Genomic DNA, 14,909 nt, shown 5'->3' with positions numbered 1-14,909 from the left:
CCTTCCTTCTACAGCAGACCACCAATTGTAGGGATATGGCTTTCCTGGACTCTTTTATCATGAACAATACCATCTATTTGCGCAGAGCGAACAAACTCATGATCGAGCAAGAACAAGGGGAGAAACAGCTGCCGAAGATTTATTTGGCGACTGCCCTTAAAAATATAGAAACGCTTGGCTACACATTCTCGAATGAGTTGATGCAAGCCGTGCGAACGTTATCCAAGGAACAGTTTGAAGCATTGGTTGCCCAGGTTGTGGCTGATCTGAGAATTATGGTCGGCGCGCATGTGGACTACAAACCGATGTATCCTGGATTTCCAACGCAGGTGATGGAGGAAGATGAGGTGGAGCTCTACCTGAACGCCATCCTTCATTATCTGACCCTGGTATATCCGAATCGTGAACCCGTGGAAAGAGTGCCTTTGCTGGACAAAGTAAACCTGAAAGTCATTGGCCTCGGCAACAAGGCAGACTTTCAGACGCTCATCCGCCAACTGATCGAAGCGAAGGGCTCCATCTCGGGGACAGACAAAGCAGATATCGATACGGTGCTGGAACATGCGGAACCGGATGAAGTGGATCCGCTGTTGCCAGCCGAGATTCCTTTCAAGGAAAATGTGGGGTTCGTGGTAGCTTCATTATTGAAGCACGAAAAGGCCAATATCGACCGGATCGGTCCATATTTTAGAACGGCAACGGATGTCCTTCGTCTCGCTGTGGCCTGGTCGGATGGTGATGTCAGCCTGGCTGTAGCTTCGCCTTTCCGTAAATTCAAGCGGCGTGAGAGACGACTGCTGCTTGGTCTCCTGGAACAAAGCGGTTCGATTACGGAAGATATGCTCCGTTACAAGGATCGCTGGATTCGTCTGGGCGAAATTCTGCATCCTTCGGAATATAAGCTGCGGTACCCGCAATGTGATGAAGCTTTTGATATTTTGCGGAATAACAAGCCGTTTACGACCTTTAACGGGAGTGTGGAGCTTGCCTTCCAGTACCAGAATGTGTGGAGTCTGATTGAGCTGTTGAAGCAGCGCCCGGGTGAGTTTGCGAGAAGACTGGATCACCTGTTGCGCTCTACCACGGATAAGGAATATGTATTGCTGGCGTTCAGTGAAATTCTGGAGCACGTATCAACCCCGGTATTGCTGCAGGTAAAACAGCATTTTGCCCAGCGTAATGAGCCGCAGGATCTGCGTGTATTTTTCCCCAAAGGTAATGTAGCGAAAGCTTTTGCTGTTCCGAATCAGCTTCCGAAGATAGACGAGGGCACTTGTCTCGACGTTGTGCAGGCGTGTGAACAGGCGCTGGTGCAGCGCTTTGCAGCCCTTCCTTCGCTTGGGAAGACGTATGTCGATCCGCAGCTCCATAATTATCTGGTGCCCTTTTCCCAAAGATCGGCGAGCAAGGCTCTTCATACGATTGTACGGGGAAGCCGGGTGCCGATGGCGGAAGGAGATACAATTCGTTGCTTCAACTGGTGGAAGGAAGGGACCGTGAATGGTCAAGCAACGGGGCGCGTGGATATCGATCTGTCTGCGGTGATGTACGATGAGAACTGGAACTATGTGGAGCATATCTCCTATACGAATCTGCGTTCATCCAACTACAAGGCCGTTCACAGCGGGGATATCGTGACAGCGCCTCATGGTGCAAGTGAGTTCATTGACCTGCACATTCCGTCGATCGTTGCTTATGGCGGACGTTATGTGGTGGCGAGTCTGCTTTCCTTTACGAGTCATCCGTATTGCGATTTGCCGGAGTGTTTTGTGGGCTGGATGATGCGGAAGAAGCCGGGTTCCGGGGAGATTTTCGAGCCGTCCACAGTGGCTAACAAAATCGATATTACTGCGGATACGCAGATTGCGATTCCCGTCATTATGGATCTGGTGGAGCGTACGGTAATCTGGACCGATCTGGCGCTCACCAGACACCCGGATTACTACAATAATGTTGAGGGCAATCAAAAAGGGATGGTCCTGATGGGCAAAGCTCTGACCACGATGCGTAAACCGGACCTGTACGACTTGTTCACGCTTCATGCCAAGGCCCGAGGTGAATTGGTGGACACGATAGAACAGGCGGATACGATTTATTCGGTGGAGCAAGGGATTACCCCATTCGATATCGAGCAGATTATGGCGGAATATTTAGCTTGAGTCGATCACATGTGAATACGGATGCGTAGACAGAAAAGAGCAGCGGAGAGCTGCTCTTGTTTGGGTTTATGAGTGGCGAATGCTGGAATTAAACTGTCTAGCGAATGAATCAAGCATGTGCCCTTCACTCATTCGCTTCTTTCAACACTTCTGCTCCGCCTGATTCCATAAATTCCTGGACGAAATCATCAAATTCACTCAACGGCCTCTCCCCAGTGATAAAGGCGATGTAAGCCTTGTTCTTCAGCTTGATCAATTCCGGGCCGCTCTTGATCAGGGAGGGTGTCGCCACCTCAAGCTCGTTGTAGATACCGTCCTTGTCCAGCCCAAGAGTCGAGGCCCATTGTTCGCGCTGTGCGGTCTGTTTTAGCGGAATGGTCATACCGAGATTAGCGCCAATTAGATTCTGATAGCTAAACATGGTGTCATACGGAGGCAGGATGATGATGTCCTGCGAATGAGTTTTGGCTCTCGTCCAATGCTTACCCTGTATGCCGAAGGTCATTGTGGCTGCTTCATCCGGGTCAGGGTTCGCGCTAACGTAATCTAGGATCTGCAGTATGGTTTCCAGCTTGCCCGGCTCCTTGACGGCATCGGCACCGATGGCGGTGAAGCTCATTAACATATCGTAGGCTCTGGAGCCGCGTTGACCATATGGTCCGGTGAAAGGCCTGCTCAATACAACACGAGCATTAGGATTCTTGGCTACCAGTTCCTTTACGTTAAAGGTGGATTGAACTGGAGTCTCCACGGCATGTCCATATTCATCGTAGCTCCACTCCAGATAATCAGCCTCCTGAATCCAGTGGTAGTAATTGCCCATGGAAGTCATGCCAATCCTGCCGTTAATAAAGGCGTGGGACAAGTGCTTGTAGCCACCCTTATTCTCTCCGGTGATGAACTCGGGATCAATCACGCCGTCCTGATACCATTTGCGCAAATAGTGAAGAGCTTCCTTCATTTCCGGCTGCAGCGCGCCGATGACCTTCTTCCCGTTCTTATCACTGAAATAGAGCTGATCTGCGAAGACAATCTGACCGAAGGCGCCAAACACAACGTTCATCCCTTCGCTGGACAAACCGTAGGTATCCTTAATACCATTACCGTCGGGGTCATCGTTGGTAAAGGCATAGATTACTTTTTCGAAATCGGCTAACGTTTGTGGTACCGACAGGCCCAGTTTCGCCAGCCAATCCTGCCGAAAAACGACTGGACTCCGATAGATATTGGTTGGATTAATGACAGGGATGCCATAGGATATGCCGTCGATTATCCCAGAGTTTTGATAAGCGGGTGCATTCTCTCGAATGGCTCGCATCAGGTTTGGAGCATACGTGTTAAGCGTATCCAGTGGAATCTCGGCCAGCAGTCCTTGCTGCTGGTATTTCAGCAGGTCCTGCGGCTGACGGATGCGGAACAGATCGGGAATTTCGCCTTGGGCCAGCTTCATGTCGAGCAGTGCTTCATATTTGTTGTTCTCTAGGTTCCACACATCCAGATCGACGTTGAACTTATCCTCCACGTACTTTAGCATTTCAGCATTTTCGGGTACCGAAAGATTCTGATGCAGGGTCCATGAAATTCGGTAACGTGGAGTACTGGAGCCCGACTCGGTCTGTTGTGTTTCCGTTGAGGTCTGCTGAACGGATTGAAGATCACAACCGCTCAGAGTGCTGGCCACGATGACTGGAATCAGCATGGCGAGAAGTGAAGTAACGCGTAGCCATCCCTTTTTTTTCATCCTGTATTCCTTCCTCACCTTAAGATCCGGCTTCCGTCAGCCCGGCAGAAGCGATATTGCGCAAGTAATGGCCTGGCGTACAACCGTACATTTCCTTGAACCGTTTAATGAAATAGGCAGTGGTTCCGTAACCGACGGAGATTGCGATCCGTTCAATGGTCATGTTGTTGTTCTCAATCAGTTCTTTGGCCCGTTCCATGCGTCGGGAGGTGACATAATCGGTATAGGTGACGCCGAGCTCTTCCTTGAAGAGCTTACTCATATATTTGGGGCTGATGAACACCTGTGCAGCTACCATATCCAGCGATAAGTCTTCCGGAAGATGATCCTCGATATATTGCTTCGCCAGTTCAATTGTGGAGACTGCTCGTTCGCTGTTCCGCTTCTCCGTCTCTCTGATGAACACGGTAACAGACTCCACCAGCCAGTCGCGGTACGCGTGGATATTGCGGATACTGATGTATTCATGGTACAGATCAGGATGGCCCAATTGAAGAGGATGCTTATAACGAACGTTTTTCACTACATCCGAGTAAATGAATACCGTATTCGCCAGCATAAAATGGCAATAGTCAGCGGGGTACGCTCCCTCCCGCATCGTGGTAATGATCTGATCGATCGCTGCGGCGCTCTCTTCCGGCTGCCTCGCGTGCAGCTTGTCCCTAAACTTTGCGAGCATGGCCTGTGGTATCTCATCCAGGTTATGCTCCCGCAGGAGCAGGGTATGGTCCTTCAGTATGGCTAGTTCCGGTAAGAAGTAAGCATATTTCATTCGTGTCTGCGCTTCGTTGTAGCTTAGATGCACGTCTGCCAGTTCCCGCACCCAGGAGCCCAGCGATAGCTGGATATCCTGCTGGAATTGCTCCCTTGCTTTGGATAGCAGCAAATTGGAGAATTGGTCCAGCAGCGGGTCAGATGCGATATGGCTGCACAGGATAACCACCAGTTTTTTGTCCGGTAATTCTTCTGCAATGAGCTGGCTGTCAGGCAGGGGCAGGGTTTCCAGCCCGTGTATCATTCGGGATACCATGACTGACAGGCTTTCAGAGCTGAGGCCTGCGGAGGCTTCTCCTGTATTTAGAAGCAGACAGCAGTACTCTTTGTATTCCTGTGAAATGCCCAGAGAAGCCAGTTCCTCCATCCATTGCTCCCGGGTATATCCACCCCGTAATAAATTCAGCACAGCATTGTGCTTAATAGCCGGGCTGTTCGCCAGAAGTGTCTCTTCGAGATTATTCACTTTATCACTTAATTGCATGAAGGCTCGGTCGATCAGCCGATATTCATTCGTAATATGCTTCGGCTCAGGGTCGGATAAATCCTTAATTCGGCTGACGAGGCGTTTAATCGGGCTATAGTTGGCCTTGGTCAGCAAAGCAGATAGCACAAGTCCGATTAGGATGGCGAAGAGGCAGATACCGAGAATTAGCTTCTGGACCATAATCGATTGCTCATAGTAGAAGCTGGCCGGCATTGCGCTGTAGATGGTCCAGCCCGTAGATGGGAGTGTCTGATAAGACACAACATAGGACGTATCACCAATCGTATCGTCAAAGCTTCCCACAGTGCTTCCGGACTTTAGTGCCATCGTAATGCTGGACTGGAAGTCTCCCTGCGTTTCGTGAATGTCTATTTTGGCATCGCTGATGGCGCTGCCTGCTGCGTTCACAACAAACGTACTCTTGTATTGGGAGGGCATCATATTCTCTATGATGCTGCTTATGGCACTTTCATTTACGTCAATTGCAACAATGACATCTCCAGTCTCGCCTGTGGACTGAAAGGGATAGCTGTGTGCATACGTGAACAGCGCATTGCCGCTGCCGCTTGCAAGGCTGGAGAAAATATCCTGTGGCACCTGTCGTGTAGGCGTCCACAGGCTGTTTTGTTTATTGCTTCGCATGCCGTTAAGCCAATCGCCATAATGTGTCGCACTTTCCCCTTGATTGGCATTATACTTCAGACCGTATAGAGACGATAACATAATGTTCTGCCCTGGATAATAGAGGTGTATCGCCTGAATAAGATCACTATTGCCGGCTACCCTGGACTTAAGCAATTCCTGAAGATCGATGACGTGGTCCAGACCATTCCGATAAGATGGCTCAGCGAACAGGCGAATGTCTGCAGACTTGTCGAGCGATAGATCCAGATAGATCTGCTGTACTCTTTTCAGCACGGTATTTTCAATTGTACGGACTGTATTTTCCAGAATCAGCTGATTCTTGTTCTGCAATTCTTCATTGTAACTGCGCGAAAAATAGATATAGAAGAAAGAGCATACGAGCAGGACAATGACGAGCACGATGGATACATAAGATGCCGCCAGCCCGGCCCATGCGGAGCTCCATTTTTTCATGATGCATACCTCCCGGCGACGATTATACACTACACGATTGACCATCAGTTCATGATTTTTATTAAGAGAATGTTAAATGTCGAAAAAAGGCGATATTGATCCTAAATTGATACAATGGCGAAATTGTTTTATTGCTGGTTGAAGGGGCCTGATGCTACATTGAGACCGATTCGAGACCAACTACAAAACGATGGGAGTCGAAAAGAATTGAAAACGAAAGCCAACAAAAACAAAAAGAGAATGTTAGCCGCTGCTGTGGGTGTAGCACTTATCTCCAATTCATTCGCATCAAGCATTGCGCTTGCAGCGTCGGATGATACCACAATCCCGTTGCCGGCCGAGCCGACCTGGGGGTACTTTGTAGATACGTATAAGAGCAACAGTTCCTCCAACACAACAATAGAAACCAACTCGGCCATCGGTACACTGTCCAAGTTTCTGGACCTATGGACACCGGGTGATTCTTGGAACAATGGTACGAAGCTTAACGAGAAGGTACTGGACTACAACATTCAATATGTAGCCGATATCGCAGCAACACGTACCCAAGCGGAAGAGGATGCTGCCTACTATACAGACCGTACGAATCAAACCTACGGTGCGACCGAGGGACTGGGTTCGCTGGCTGATGTGTATCGTGAAAAATCAGGCACTTATACGACGATTACAAGCATTCCGGAAGACGCTACGACAACGAAGTACGATGATGGCAATAACACGAACAAAGCCGGAGATTCGAATTCCGAGCTGGGCAAAATGGTAGATCTGGTTGGAGCCTTGCGGGGTAACGCCGCATCTTCGAATCCATCAAAAAATTTCTTCAATTATATGCGTCCTTTCCGCTGGCTGAATACGAATGAGGTTGTCGTGCCAACGCTGAGACCGGCAATCAAAGATGAGAAAGATGCAGCCTCTGACGGCGGCTTCCCGAGCGGACACACCAATGCGTCCTACCTTGCTGCACTTGCATTAGCTTATGCTACACCTGAACGGTTCCAGGAGTTGGTAACCCGTGCATCGGAGATGGGTAACAACCGGATTGTAGCCGGAATGCACTCTCCGCTAGATGTCATGGGTGGACGTGTACTCGCAACGGCCCTGGCAGCAGGTGCTCTGAATGATCCAGAAAATGCAGACCTGAAGCAAGCGGCGTATGATCAGGCGCATAACGTATTGTTGAAGGAGACTGGTTCAGCAGAAGATCGTTTTACCGACTATGAGAAAAACAAGGCTGATTATACCCAGCGTCTGACCTACGGGTTTGAGCAGATCAGTTCCACAACGGAACCGGTAGCGGTACCTAAGGGAGCAGAAGTGCTGACTGAGACCAGACAGCCTTATCTGACAGATCAACAGCGTCGTGCTGTGTTGGCAACAACGGCAATAGAATCGGGCTACCCTTTGCTTGATGATCCGGAAGGCTGGGGACGTCTTAATCTGTTTGCGGCAGCAGACGGATACGGTGCATTCAATAGCGATGTAACGGTAACGATGGATGCCAGCAAGGGTGGTTTCAACGCCATGGACGTTTGGCGGAACAACATCTCCGGTACGGGGAAGCTGACGAAAGAAGGCAGCGGTACCTTGAAGCTGCGGGGAGCGAACACTTACTCCGGCGGTACCCAGGTTAATGCAGGTACATTGGAAGGTGATACCGCTACTGCATTCGGGAGTGGCGATGTGGTCAACAGCGGTGGTACGGTTACGGAGAGCGTAACTGGAAAATGGAACATCGAAGGCAACTTCACGCAGGCCGCTGACGGTATGCTAGAGCTGAACGTAGCTTCCGCAAATGACGTACTCGATGTTAAAGGTACGGTAAACACCTCCGGAACGCTGCACGTGAACTTTGCCAACAGCTATGTGCCGGGTCCAGGTGTTGTGACGCTTGTAAACTATGGCGCTAATCAGCAAAGTGGAAAATTTGCCTCCGTTCAGGTAGAGGGTCTGCCAAGCAAATATAGCACTCAAGTTGTGTATCTAAGCAACCAGATTGCATTGTCTATTACCGATACAACAAATCCAGGTACAACGACACCTGGTACAGGTGGCGATTCAACTACGACACCAAGCACAGGTGGTGGTTCAACTACAACACCAACTAACCCAACAACGGATTCTGATACAGATTCAGGAACGGTTACAACGCCTCCTACAACGGAACCAACGGTACCTCCTGCAACAGAAGTCAATCCGTTCAAATCCGGCGTAGTTAACCAGGAAACAGTTCTGAAGACACTTAACGAAGCTATTGCTGCAACGAAAAATGAAACTAAAACCTTCAGTGATATCACGGGTCACTGGGCCGACAGAAACATCAGTGCTGCCATGAAGCTGCGCATGATTAACGGTTATGCCAATGGCAAGTTCCAGCCTAATGCATCCGTTACCAGAGCGGAATTTACCGCTATGATCGCTCGGGCATTCGGTCTCGGCGAAAGCGCGGCTTCGGCAAGCTTCAAGGATACCAGCTCGAACTGGGCTGCGGGTTACATCGATGCTCTGGCTGATAAGGGAGTAATCGGTGGGTATCCGGACGGCAGCTTCAAGCCAAATGCAACAATTTCCCGCGCCGAGATGGTGGCAATCATTGCTCGCATGCTCAATCTGAATGCACTGGCGACCAGCACACCAGCCAGCTTCAACGATGTGGATAGCAGCAATTGGGCTGCAGATGTGATTGCGCAAGCTTCATCTGCCAACCTTGTTCAAGGATTATCATCCTCCGTGTTCTCGCCGAACGGCAAAGCGACAAGAGCTGAAGCCGTGACGTTGATCATTCGCGCACTGGAGAGCGACAGCTCAATCAAAGAGCTGATCGAAGGCTTGTAAAAGCATATATATGCTATTCGCTGGAGCCGAAAGCTCAGCCCAAATGAGTAGCGCATCCATATAACATCAAAGGGCGAGCTGGTTCCAGTAATACGGACCAGCTCGCTCTTTTGATATTGTTTTGGTTAACACTCCATATTGCGATATAATAATCCATAATGAAAACGGCCTGTCCACATGTATCATGGAATATGAATCAGTGTAGAAGGGATAAGAGATATGCAAAGCTATCATTTCTCTTCATTATTGAATAATGAGAGAAGCCAATTGCCAGATCAAATTGCGAATTATATATTAAAAAAAATATTTATAGGCGAGCTGGTTCAAGATACTCGATTAATTGAATCCAACATAGCCAAAGAGTTAAATGTAAGTAATATTCCAGTTAGAGAAGCATTCTACATCCTGGAAAGCAGAGGTGTGATCGAGCGGCTGCCAAGAAGGGGCGTGCGTGTAAAGGCGATTTCCGAAGAAGAGATGGCGGACTACACAACTGCCTTAATTGAACTGTTCCGAATTGGAATTGATTATTCCAGATCGAAGTGGGATGGAGATAATAAGGATCAACTTCAGCAGTATTTAAGAGAAGCCAAGGAACAGCTAAGCCAAAAGAACATTTTGGAATACGTTGTGAAGGTGCATCAATTATGCGGTTATGTCTTTCAGGTCGCTGGAAACAAAGCATTTATCAAATTTTACTCGGATATCACGTTTATCACGAATGTCTACTCCCAGATGAACTGGGGCGATGTGGAGCGAACGAAAATTCGCAGCCTGTACCTGGAGGAGCTTGTGAATGCCCTCGTCCAGGACGAATTTGAAAAAGCAAAAAAATCATTCGAGATATTGACCAGACAATCCTTGACTATCCAAAATGAAACACAAGAAAGAGACAGTCTACAGTAATCGTAGCTGTCTCTTATTGGTTTCAAGAGCTTAGTTAGCCATAACGCCGCCATCCACAATGATCTCTGTACCGGTTATGAATTTGGATTCTTCGGATGCGAGGAACAGTGCTGCATAGGCGACATCAATCGGATCGCCAAAGTGTCCCAGAGGCGTTTTGTTCAGGTAATATTGCTTGGCTTCTTTGGCCTCGTCCGTTTCAAGAACAGCAGACATCGGTGTTCTGATCTGGCCCGGGCAGATTACGTTTGCACGCACATTGTCTTTACCATAATCGACTGCGATGTTTCGGGTCATCCCGATGAGACCGGCTTTGGCAGCCCCGTAGCCTGTCCCTCCTTGTCCACCAATTAGACCACCGATGGAAGAGATCGTAACGATTGAACCGCCGCCGTCCTTAATCATTTCGGGAATGGCATATTTGCTGCCCAGGAAAGCCCCCTTCAGGTTAATACCAATCAGTTTGTCCCATTCATTCACGTCATGTTCAGCGGCCTTGGCTACAAATGGACCTGCCACCCCTGCCGTATTGACCAGAACATTGACTTTACCATACGTATCTACAGCCGCTTTAATTGTGCTTTCCCATTCCTCAGGTGAGGATATATTCAATTTGACCGCAATGGCATCTCCACCACTGGCTTTGATCTCGTCAATTATGTTCTGAAGACCTTCCATATTCATATCAGCACCAACCACTTTTGCACCTTCTTTGGCAAATAAACGAGCCTGTTCAGCGCCCATACCACTGCCTGCACCTGTGATAACTGCCACTTTACCTGATAATCTACCCATGATAACGCCTCCAAATATGTGTAGTAGTATTCGTTTATATAATAAATTATATATAATATATAATTTTATGTCCAATAGATTTTGGATTGACTTAAAACGGTAAAGGATGAATGATCAGATCAGATATCGTTTTTATATCGATCTTCTCAGGGCCAGACGAAGAATTAAAGAGCAACATCTCAAAAAAGGCACCGTGATATAACTATTCTTGTCATTAGAATAGAGGAGATGAGCACATGGGCGTATTAAAAGGTAAAATCGCTTTAGTCACGGGGGCAAGCCGGGGAATCGGCAGGAGTATCGCGCTGCGGTTGGCTCAGGAGGGCGCATATGTTGTGGTTCACTATGGAAACAGACAGGATGAGGCGGAAGCAGTCGTTCGCCATATTGAGCAACATGGAGGCAATGCCTGCGCTGTGGGTGCTGACCTGAGAACGATGGACGGCGTTCATCACTTATTTGCTGGGCTGGATGAGGCTGTTCAGAATCAGACGGAGGCCAGTGGATTCGATATTCTGGTGAATAATGCGGGGATCGGGCAGATTGTTGGGATTGAAGAGACGACAGAAGCGTCCTACGAAGAGGTCATGAATCTTAATGTAAAAGCACCACTTTTCGTGACACAGCAGGCTCTGCCGCGAATGAATGATGGGGGGCGAATTATTAATATTTCGTCCTTTGTAACCAGGGTAGCTTCTCCAGGAGTATTTACGTACAGCATGTCCAAAGGAGCGATTGATACGTTTACGCTGCTTCTCGCGAAGCAGCTAGGGAGCCGTAATATTACGGTCAACGCCATCCAGCCGGGAATTATTAATACCGAGATGAATGCTGGGACGTTGCAGGATACGGAGGGGCAAAAATATGCGGCTGGCCTTTCCGCCTTTGGCCGATGGGGTGAGCCGGAGGATATTGCAGATATTGCTGCATTTCTGGCTTCACCGAATAGCCGTTGGGTAACGGGACAGTTGCTTGATGCAAGCGGCGGATCGCATCTATAACCGCATGGCGGATAAGCCTTCTTAAATGAGCTTGAATGAGCTTAGGCAAGATGAACGTTGTTGGATGATATTGGGGCGCTTACCTTTCGGGTGGCGCTCTTATTTCTTTTTCAGCTGTGTGGACCAATCTTGCCAAGGTGTGCAAAAAGAGCTATTTTGAGAGTAAATGAAGTTAATCGTTGTAAGGTTAGCCTTGATAAAAGAGACTGGATTAAACCGTTGAACCGTGCCTGATGAAAGGGGTAAAAATGAAAAACATACTGTTCAAATACATGAGTCAATTCACATCTCTTAACGAGCAGGAACAGCGGGCTATTGTTGAAGATATCCTCGTAAAGAATTATAAAAAAGGAACCGTACTCCTAAGACAAGGGGAGGTTCCCGCTAAATGTTACTTTGTGCTAAAGGGATGTGTACGCCAATACGCGATAGATGAAACGGGAAAAGAAGTCACCTCCAATTTCTATACCGAGGAACAAGCGGTCTCTATTTTCAATCGTCATCAGCACAATAAGCCATCGGCTTATACCTTAACCTGCCTGGAGGACTGTGTATTGGTGGTTGGTGACTTTCAAGCGGAGGACGACATGATTCTCCAATATCCCCCACTGGAAACGATGATACGCAAGATGGTAGAGGAGAACCTGGGTCAGGTTCAGGATGAATGGACATCATTTATCGGGTCTTCACCGGAAGAGCGGTATCAATCGTTATTGCGAAAACGACCCCATCTCGTCGATCGTGTACCCCAACATCAATTAGCCAGTTATCTGGGAATCACCCCAGAGTCATTAAGCAGAATCAAGAAGCGTGTTCATAGCCGTGATGATGGGTAAAGAAGTGTTTCATCAATAAACAAGGGCATCATGCTCTGTGGGATGGCTTTCCTCCTTTAATGAGCATCCAAATGCCTAAGCCCAGTTCGCCTGCGACCATGGGTATAGCAAATACCACTTGAAGCACTGTAACCAGCGCATCATATTGAGAAAGAAACGTTTTGCTTAGGTGAATGATAATATAGCCTATACCAGCGAGTAGTACCAAGATGCTGATCGTTTTGGGGATGCAGTATGCTTTTAAAGCCACATAGCCCACAATCAGTAGATGTGCACCAAATACGACCAGACCCACCGACCAGATTCGTTCGAATGCTTCCAGACAGAGCATCATTAGCGCTTGCGTCTGTTCCATTGGAAGTGAGGGTTTTGAATGTCCCGAGAGCAGCATTACCATGAGTAAGTTCAGGATGGCGATGCCCAGCAGCGATGAGTAGGTAAGACGCAGGCAAGCGCCAAGCAGTGAGAGGTTTTTATGAACAGGCTTCAGGAAAATATACAGCGCACACGAGACAACAACGTCGCTAATAAGAATGATGATCCATCCCAAAATCTCGGCCTTAAACAAGCCATATGATGCTGTGATATAGTTGAATGTAGTGCTGGCATCGCCGGGTACGACAAGTTTGCCATGGATATAACTATAGGAAAAAAATGCAGCCAGGGCCATGATGATCAGCGTTATTCCTACAGTTACAGCAGCTTTCCGTTCGTAAGAATGTTCTTGTATGGATGTAGACATAGTAAGATAGCCTCCTGTGTAATATGGTTGATGTTTATTTTAATCAGGAGTTGCATGATCGGCATTGATTTAAATCAAGGCAAGCAAAATGCTATAATTTCTACAACGAATAAGAGAGGGAGGCAAGATCAATGAACGATGAACTCTTGGAACGGCTAGAGGCCTGGCATGAACAGGATGAATACGAAGAGATTGTGGATGCGATTACACAAGTTCCGGAGGAGGAGCGGGACTATATTCTGGTCAACCATCTGGGCAGAGCGCTGAATAATATGGAGCGTTACCAGGAAGCAGTGGAGCAATTCCTGTCGGTTGAAGAAGAGGGGCAAAATGACCCGCTTTGGCATTACCGTATTGGTCTGGCGTATTATTATTTGGAGCAATATGAGAATGCGCGTGAAGCTTTCGAAGCAGCGGACCGATTGGAGCCGGGAGATGAGGATACACAAGAGTTCTTGGAATGGATTCGGAATAAAACAACTGAGGAGCCAGCAAAGGAATTGGAAGAGGAGTCTGTGGAAACACTCCACTCTGTGACTGAAATCAACATCGAAGCTGCACCTAGTATCCATCCCGATTCGACCAGCTTTTGGAATGACAGTCACGCAAACGTCGATCAATATGTGTTGTCCCCGCCTACCGATGAGCAGATTGAAGCCGTGGAGGAGCAGCTGGTATTCAAGCTGCCGACATTCTATATAAACATGATGAAACTACATAATGGTGGTGTTCCCTACTATCGTTATTTTCCGGTTAGCCAGGCCGGGAATGATGGGAAGATCTACATTGAAATTTCAAATATCCTGGGTATTGGACGTGAGAAGGCACATTCATTGGGTGGAGAAGCGGGCAGCCGGGTGATGATCGAGCAGGGTGGTTACCCGGAAATCGGTGTCGTCTTGAGTGAGTGCCCGTCTGAGTCTGAGGTGGTGATGCTGGATTATCGTGAATCCGGTAATGCTGGCGAACCTGAGGTTGTCCATGTAAATAAAGCGGAAGGCTACAAGATCACTTGGCTCGCGCCAAATGTTGAAACCTTTATTCGTGGTCTGGTGAATGAGGAAAAGCAACCTGCAAACCTTGAGGGTTCACTGTAAAGAGGGTTGTAGCTTCCTGTTATATACAATATTGAAGAAGCTGCATCCCGTAACAAAGGGTGCAGCTTTTTTAGTTGAGTACTTCCCATGTCATGTGGTAAATGAAGCACGTAATGTTGATGGTGAGATCATCGTATGTTCTGTTTAGCTGCGTTCAGGCAGCTCCCGCGTTGATTCTTCCCCATATAGCTCGTTCAAATGAGCGATGTGACCCACGCCCCAATCATTCATGGCCTGTAATAAAGGCGTCATTCGTTGACCATATTCCGTGATGGAGTACTCGACTTTGGGCGGAATCTGCTGATAGATTTCGCGATGAATGATGTCGTGATACTCTACTGATTAAGAGAATGGATTCTATACAGTCCTCAGATCCATGAGGGCTGTATTTTTTTAAACACTTCGTTTACTTCGCCATAGACATCCAAAATAAGGATATAA

The 14,909-nt window shown here is 48.0% G+C and carries 11 protein-coding genes; 6 read left to right on the top strand and 5 right to left on the bottom strand.

What is annotated here, in order from left to right; genetic code table 11:
* Positions 1-59: 59 nt before the first annotated feature.
* Entirely contained in the window at positions 60-2,159 is a 2,100-nt protein-coding gene (locus Q0V21_RS21575) for a TerD family protein (RefSeq protein ID WP_301880567.1), read from the top strand.
* Positions 2,160-2,283: 124 nt separating this feature from the next.
* Here Q0V21_RS21575 and Q0V21_RS21570 read toward each other — a convergent pair whose 3' ends face one another.
* Complete coding sequence (locus Q0V21_RS21570) at positions 2,284-3,900, bottom strand: type 2 periplasmic-binding domain-containing protein (protein WP_301246255.1); 1,617 nt, start codon at positions 3,898-3,900, stop codon at positions 2,284-2,286.
* Positions 3,901-3,919: 19 nt separating this feature from the next.
* A complete protein-coding gene (locus tag Q0V21_RS21565) occupies positions 3,920-6,259 on the bottom strand; it encodes an AraC family transcriptional regulator (RefSeq protein ID WP_301880566.1) in 2,340 nt (779 codons plus the stop codon).
* A gap of 240 nt (positions 6,260-6,499) precedes the next feature.
* On the opposite strand from Q0V21_RS21565, the gene Q0V21_RS21560 reads away from it, so the two are divergent.
* On the top strand, positions 6,500-9,091 hold the full coding sequence (locus Q0V21_RS21560) for an S-layer homology domain-containing protein (protein ID WP_301880647.1): 2,592 nt from the start codon (positions 6,500-6,502) through the stop codon (positions 9,089-9,091).
* A gap of 219 nt (positions 9,092-9,310) precedes the next feature.
* The gene (locus tag Q0V21_RS21555; protein WP_079348317.1) at positions 9,311-9,997 is read left to right on the top strand and encodes a GntR family transcriptional regulator; all 687 of its coding nucleotides are present in this window, start codon (positions 9,311-9,313) and stop codon (positions 9,995-9,997) included.
* A 30-nt stretch (positions 9,998-10,027) separates the two neighbouring features.
* Here the strand turns inward: Q0V21_RS21555 and Q0V21_RS21550 are convergent, their stop codons facing one another.
* The gene (locus tag Q0V21_RS21550; RefSeq protein ID WP_079348315.1) at positions 10,028-10,792 is read right to left on the bottom strand and encodes an SDR family NAD(P)-dependent oxidoreductase; all 765 of its coding nucleotides are present in this window, start codon (positions 10,790-10,792) and stop codon (positions 10,028-10,030) included.
* 236 nt (positions 10,793-11,028) lie between these two features.
* Here Q0V21_RS21550 and Q0V21_RS21545 point away from each other — a divergent pair, with 236 nt between their 5' ends.
* Both Q0V21_RS21545 and Q0V21_RS21540 read left to right on the top strand, forming a co-directional pair.
* The gene (locus tag Q0V21_RS21545; protein WP_301880565.1) at positions 11,029-11,793 is read left to right on the top strand and encodes an SDR family oxidoreductase; all 765 of its coding nucleotides are present in this window, start codon (positions 11,029-11,031) and stop codon (positions 11,791-11,793) included.
* A gap of 248 nt (positions 11,794-12,041) precedes the next feature.
* Positions 12,042-12,629, top strand: coding sequence for a Crp/Fnr family transcriptional regulator (locus Q0V21_RS21540; RefSeq protein ID WP_301880564.1), 588 nt, complete (start codon positions 12,042-12,044; stop codon positions 12,627-12,629).
* A gap of 28 nt (positions 12,630-12,657) precedes the next feature.
* On the opposite strand, the gene Q0V21_RS21535 is transcribed toward Q0V21_RS21540, so the two are convergent.
* Positions 12,658-13,371, bottom strand: a complete 714-nt coding sequence (locus tag Q0V21_RS21535) for a DUF4386 domain-containing protein (protein ID WP_301880563.1) — start codon at positions 13,369-13,371, stop codon at positions 12,658-12,660.
* A gap of 131 nt (positions 13,372-13,502) precedes the next feature.
* Here Q0V21_RS21535 and Q0V21_RS21530 point away from each other — a divergent pair, with 131 nt between their 5' ends.
* On the top strand, positions 13,503-14,468 hold the full coding sequence (locus tag Q0V21_RS21530) for an SMI1/KNR4 family protein (RefSeq protein ID WP_301880562.1): 966 nt from the start codon (positions 13,503-13,505) through the stop codon (positions 14,466-14,468).
* A gap of 144 nt (positions 14,469-14,612) precedes the next feature.
* Here the strand turns inward: Q0V21_RS21530 and Q0V21_RS21525 are convergent, their stop codons facing one another.
* The gene (locus Q0V21_RS21525; protein ID WP_301880646.1) at positions 14,613-14,792 is read right to left on the bottom strand and encodes a winged helix-turn-helix transcriptional regulator; all 180 of its coding nucleotides are present in this window, start codon (positions 14,790-14,792) and stop codon (positions 14,613-14,615) included.
* Positions 14,793-14,909 lie beyond the last annotated feature (117 nt).

It is taken from the genome of Paenibacillus sp. 11B (genome assembly GCF_030487755.1).
GTDB classification, from domain to species: Bacteria; Bacillota; Bacilli; order Paenibacillales; family Paenibacillaceae; genus Paenibacillus; species Paenibacillus vandeheii.
The sequence above is the reverse complement of the archived record's forward strand: the minus strand, read 5'-3'. Positions and strand labels throughout refer to the sequence as shown.

Coding starts and splice junctions, on each gene's coding strand:
- Q0V21_RS21575 (WP_301880567.1), top strand. CDS start 60: ATGAACAATACCATCTATTTGCGCAGAGCGAACAAACTCATGATCGAG.
- Q0V21_RS21555 (WP_079348317.1), top strand. CDS start 9,311: ATGCAAAGCTATCATTTCTCTTCATTATTGAATAATGAGAGAAGCCAA.
- Q0V21_RS21565 (WP_301880566.1), bottom strand. CDS start 6,259: ATGAAAAAATGGAGCTCCGCATGGGCCGGGCTGGCGGCATCTTATGTA.
- Q0V21_RS21545 (WP_301880565.1), top strand. CDS start 11,029: ATGGGCGTATTAAAAGGTAAAATCGCTTTAGTCACGGGGGCAAGCCGG.
- Q0V21_RS21560 (WP_301880647.1), top strand. CDS start 6,500: ATGTTAGCCGCTGCTGTGGGTGTAGCACTTATCTCCAATTCATTCGCA.
- Q0V21_RS21550 (WP_079348315.1), bottom strand. CDS start 10,792: ATGGGTAGATTATCAGGTAAAGTGGCAGTTATCACAGGTGCAGGCAGT.
- Q0V21_RS21535 (WP_301880563.1), bottom strand. CDS start 13,371: ATGTCTACATCCATACAAGAACATTCTTACGAACGGAAAGCTGCTGTA.
- Q0V21_RS21530 (WP_301880562.1), top strand. CDS start 13,503: ATGAACGATGAACTCTTGGAACGGCTAGAGGCCTGGCATGAACAGGAT.
- Q0V21_RS21570 (WP_301246255.1), bottom strand. CDS start 3,900: ATGAAAAAAAAGGGATGGCTACGCGTTACTTCACTTCTCGCCATGCTG.
- Q0V21_RS21540 (WP_301880564.1), top strand. CDS start 12,042: ATGAAAAACATACTGTTCAAATACATGAGTCAATTCACATCTCTTAAC.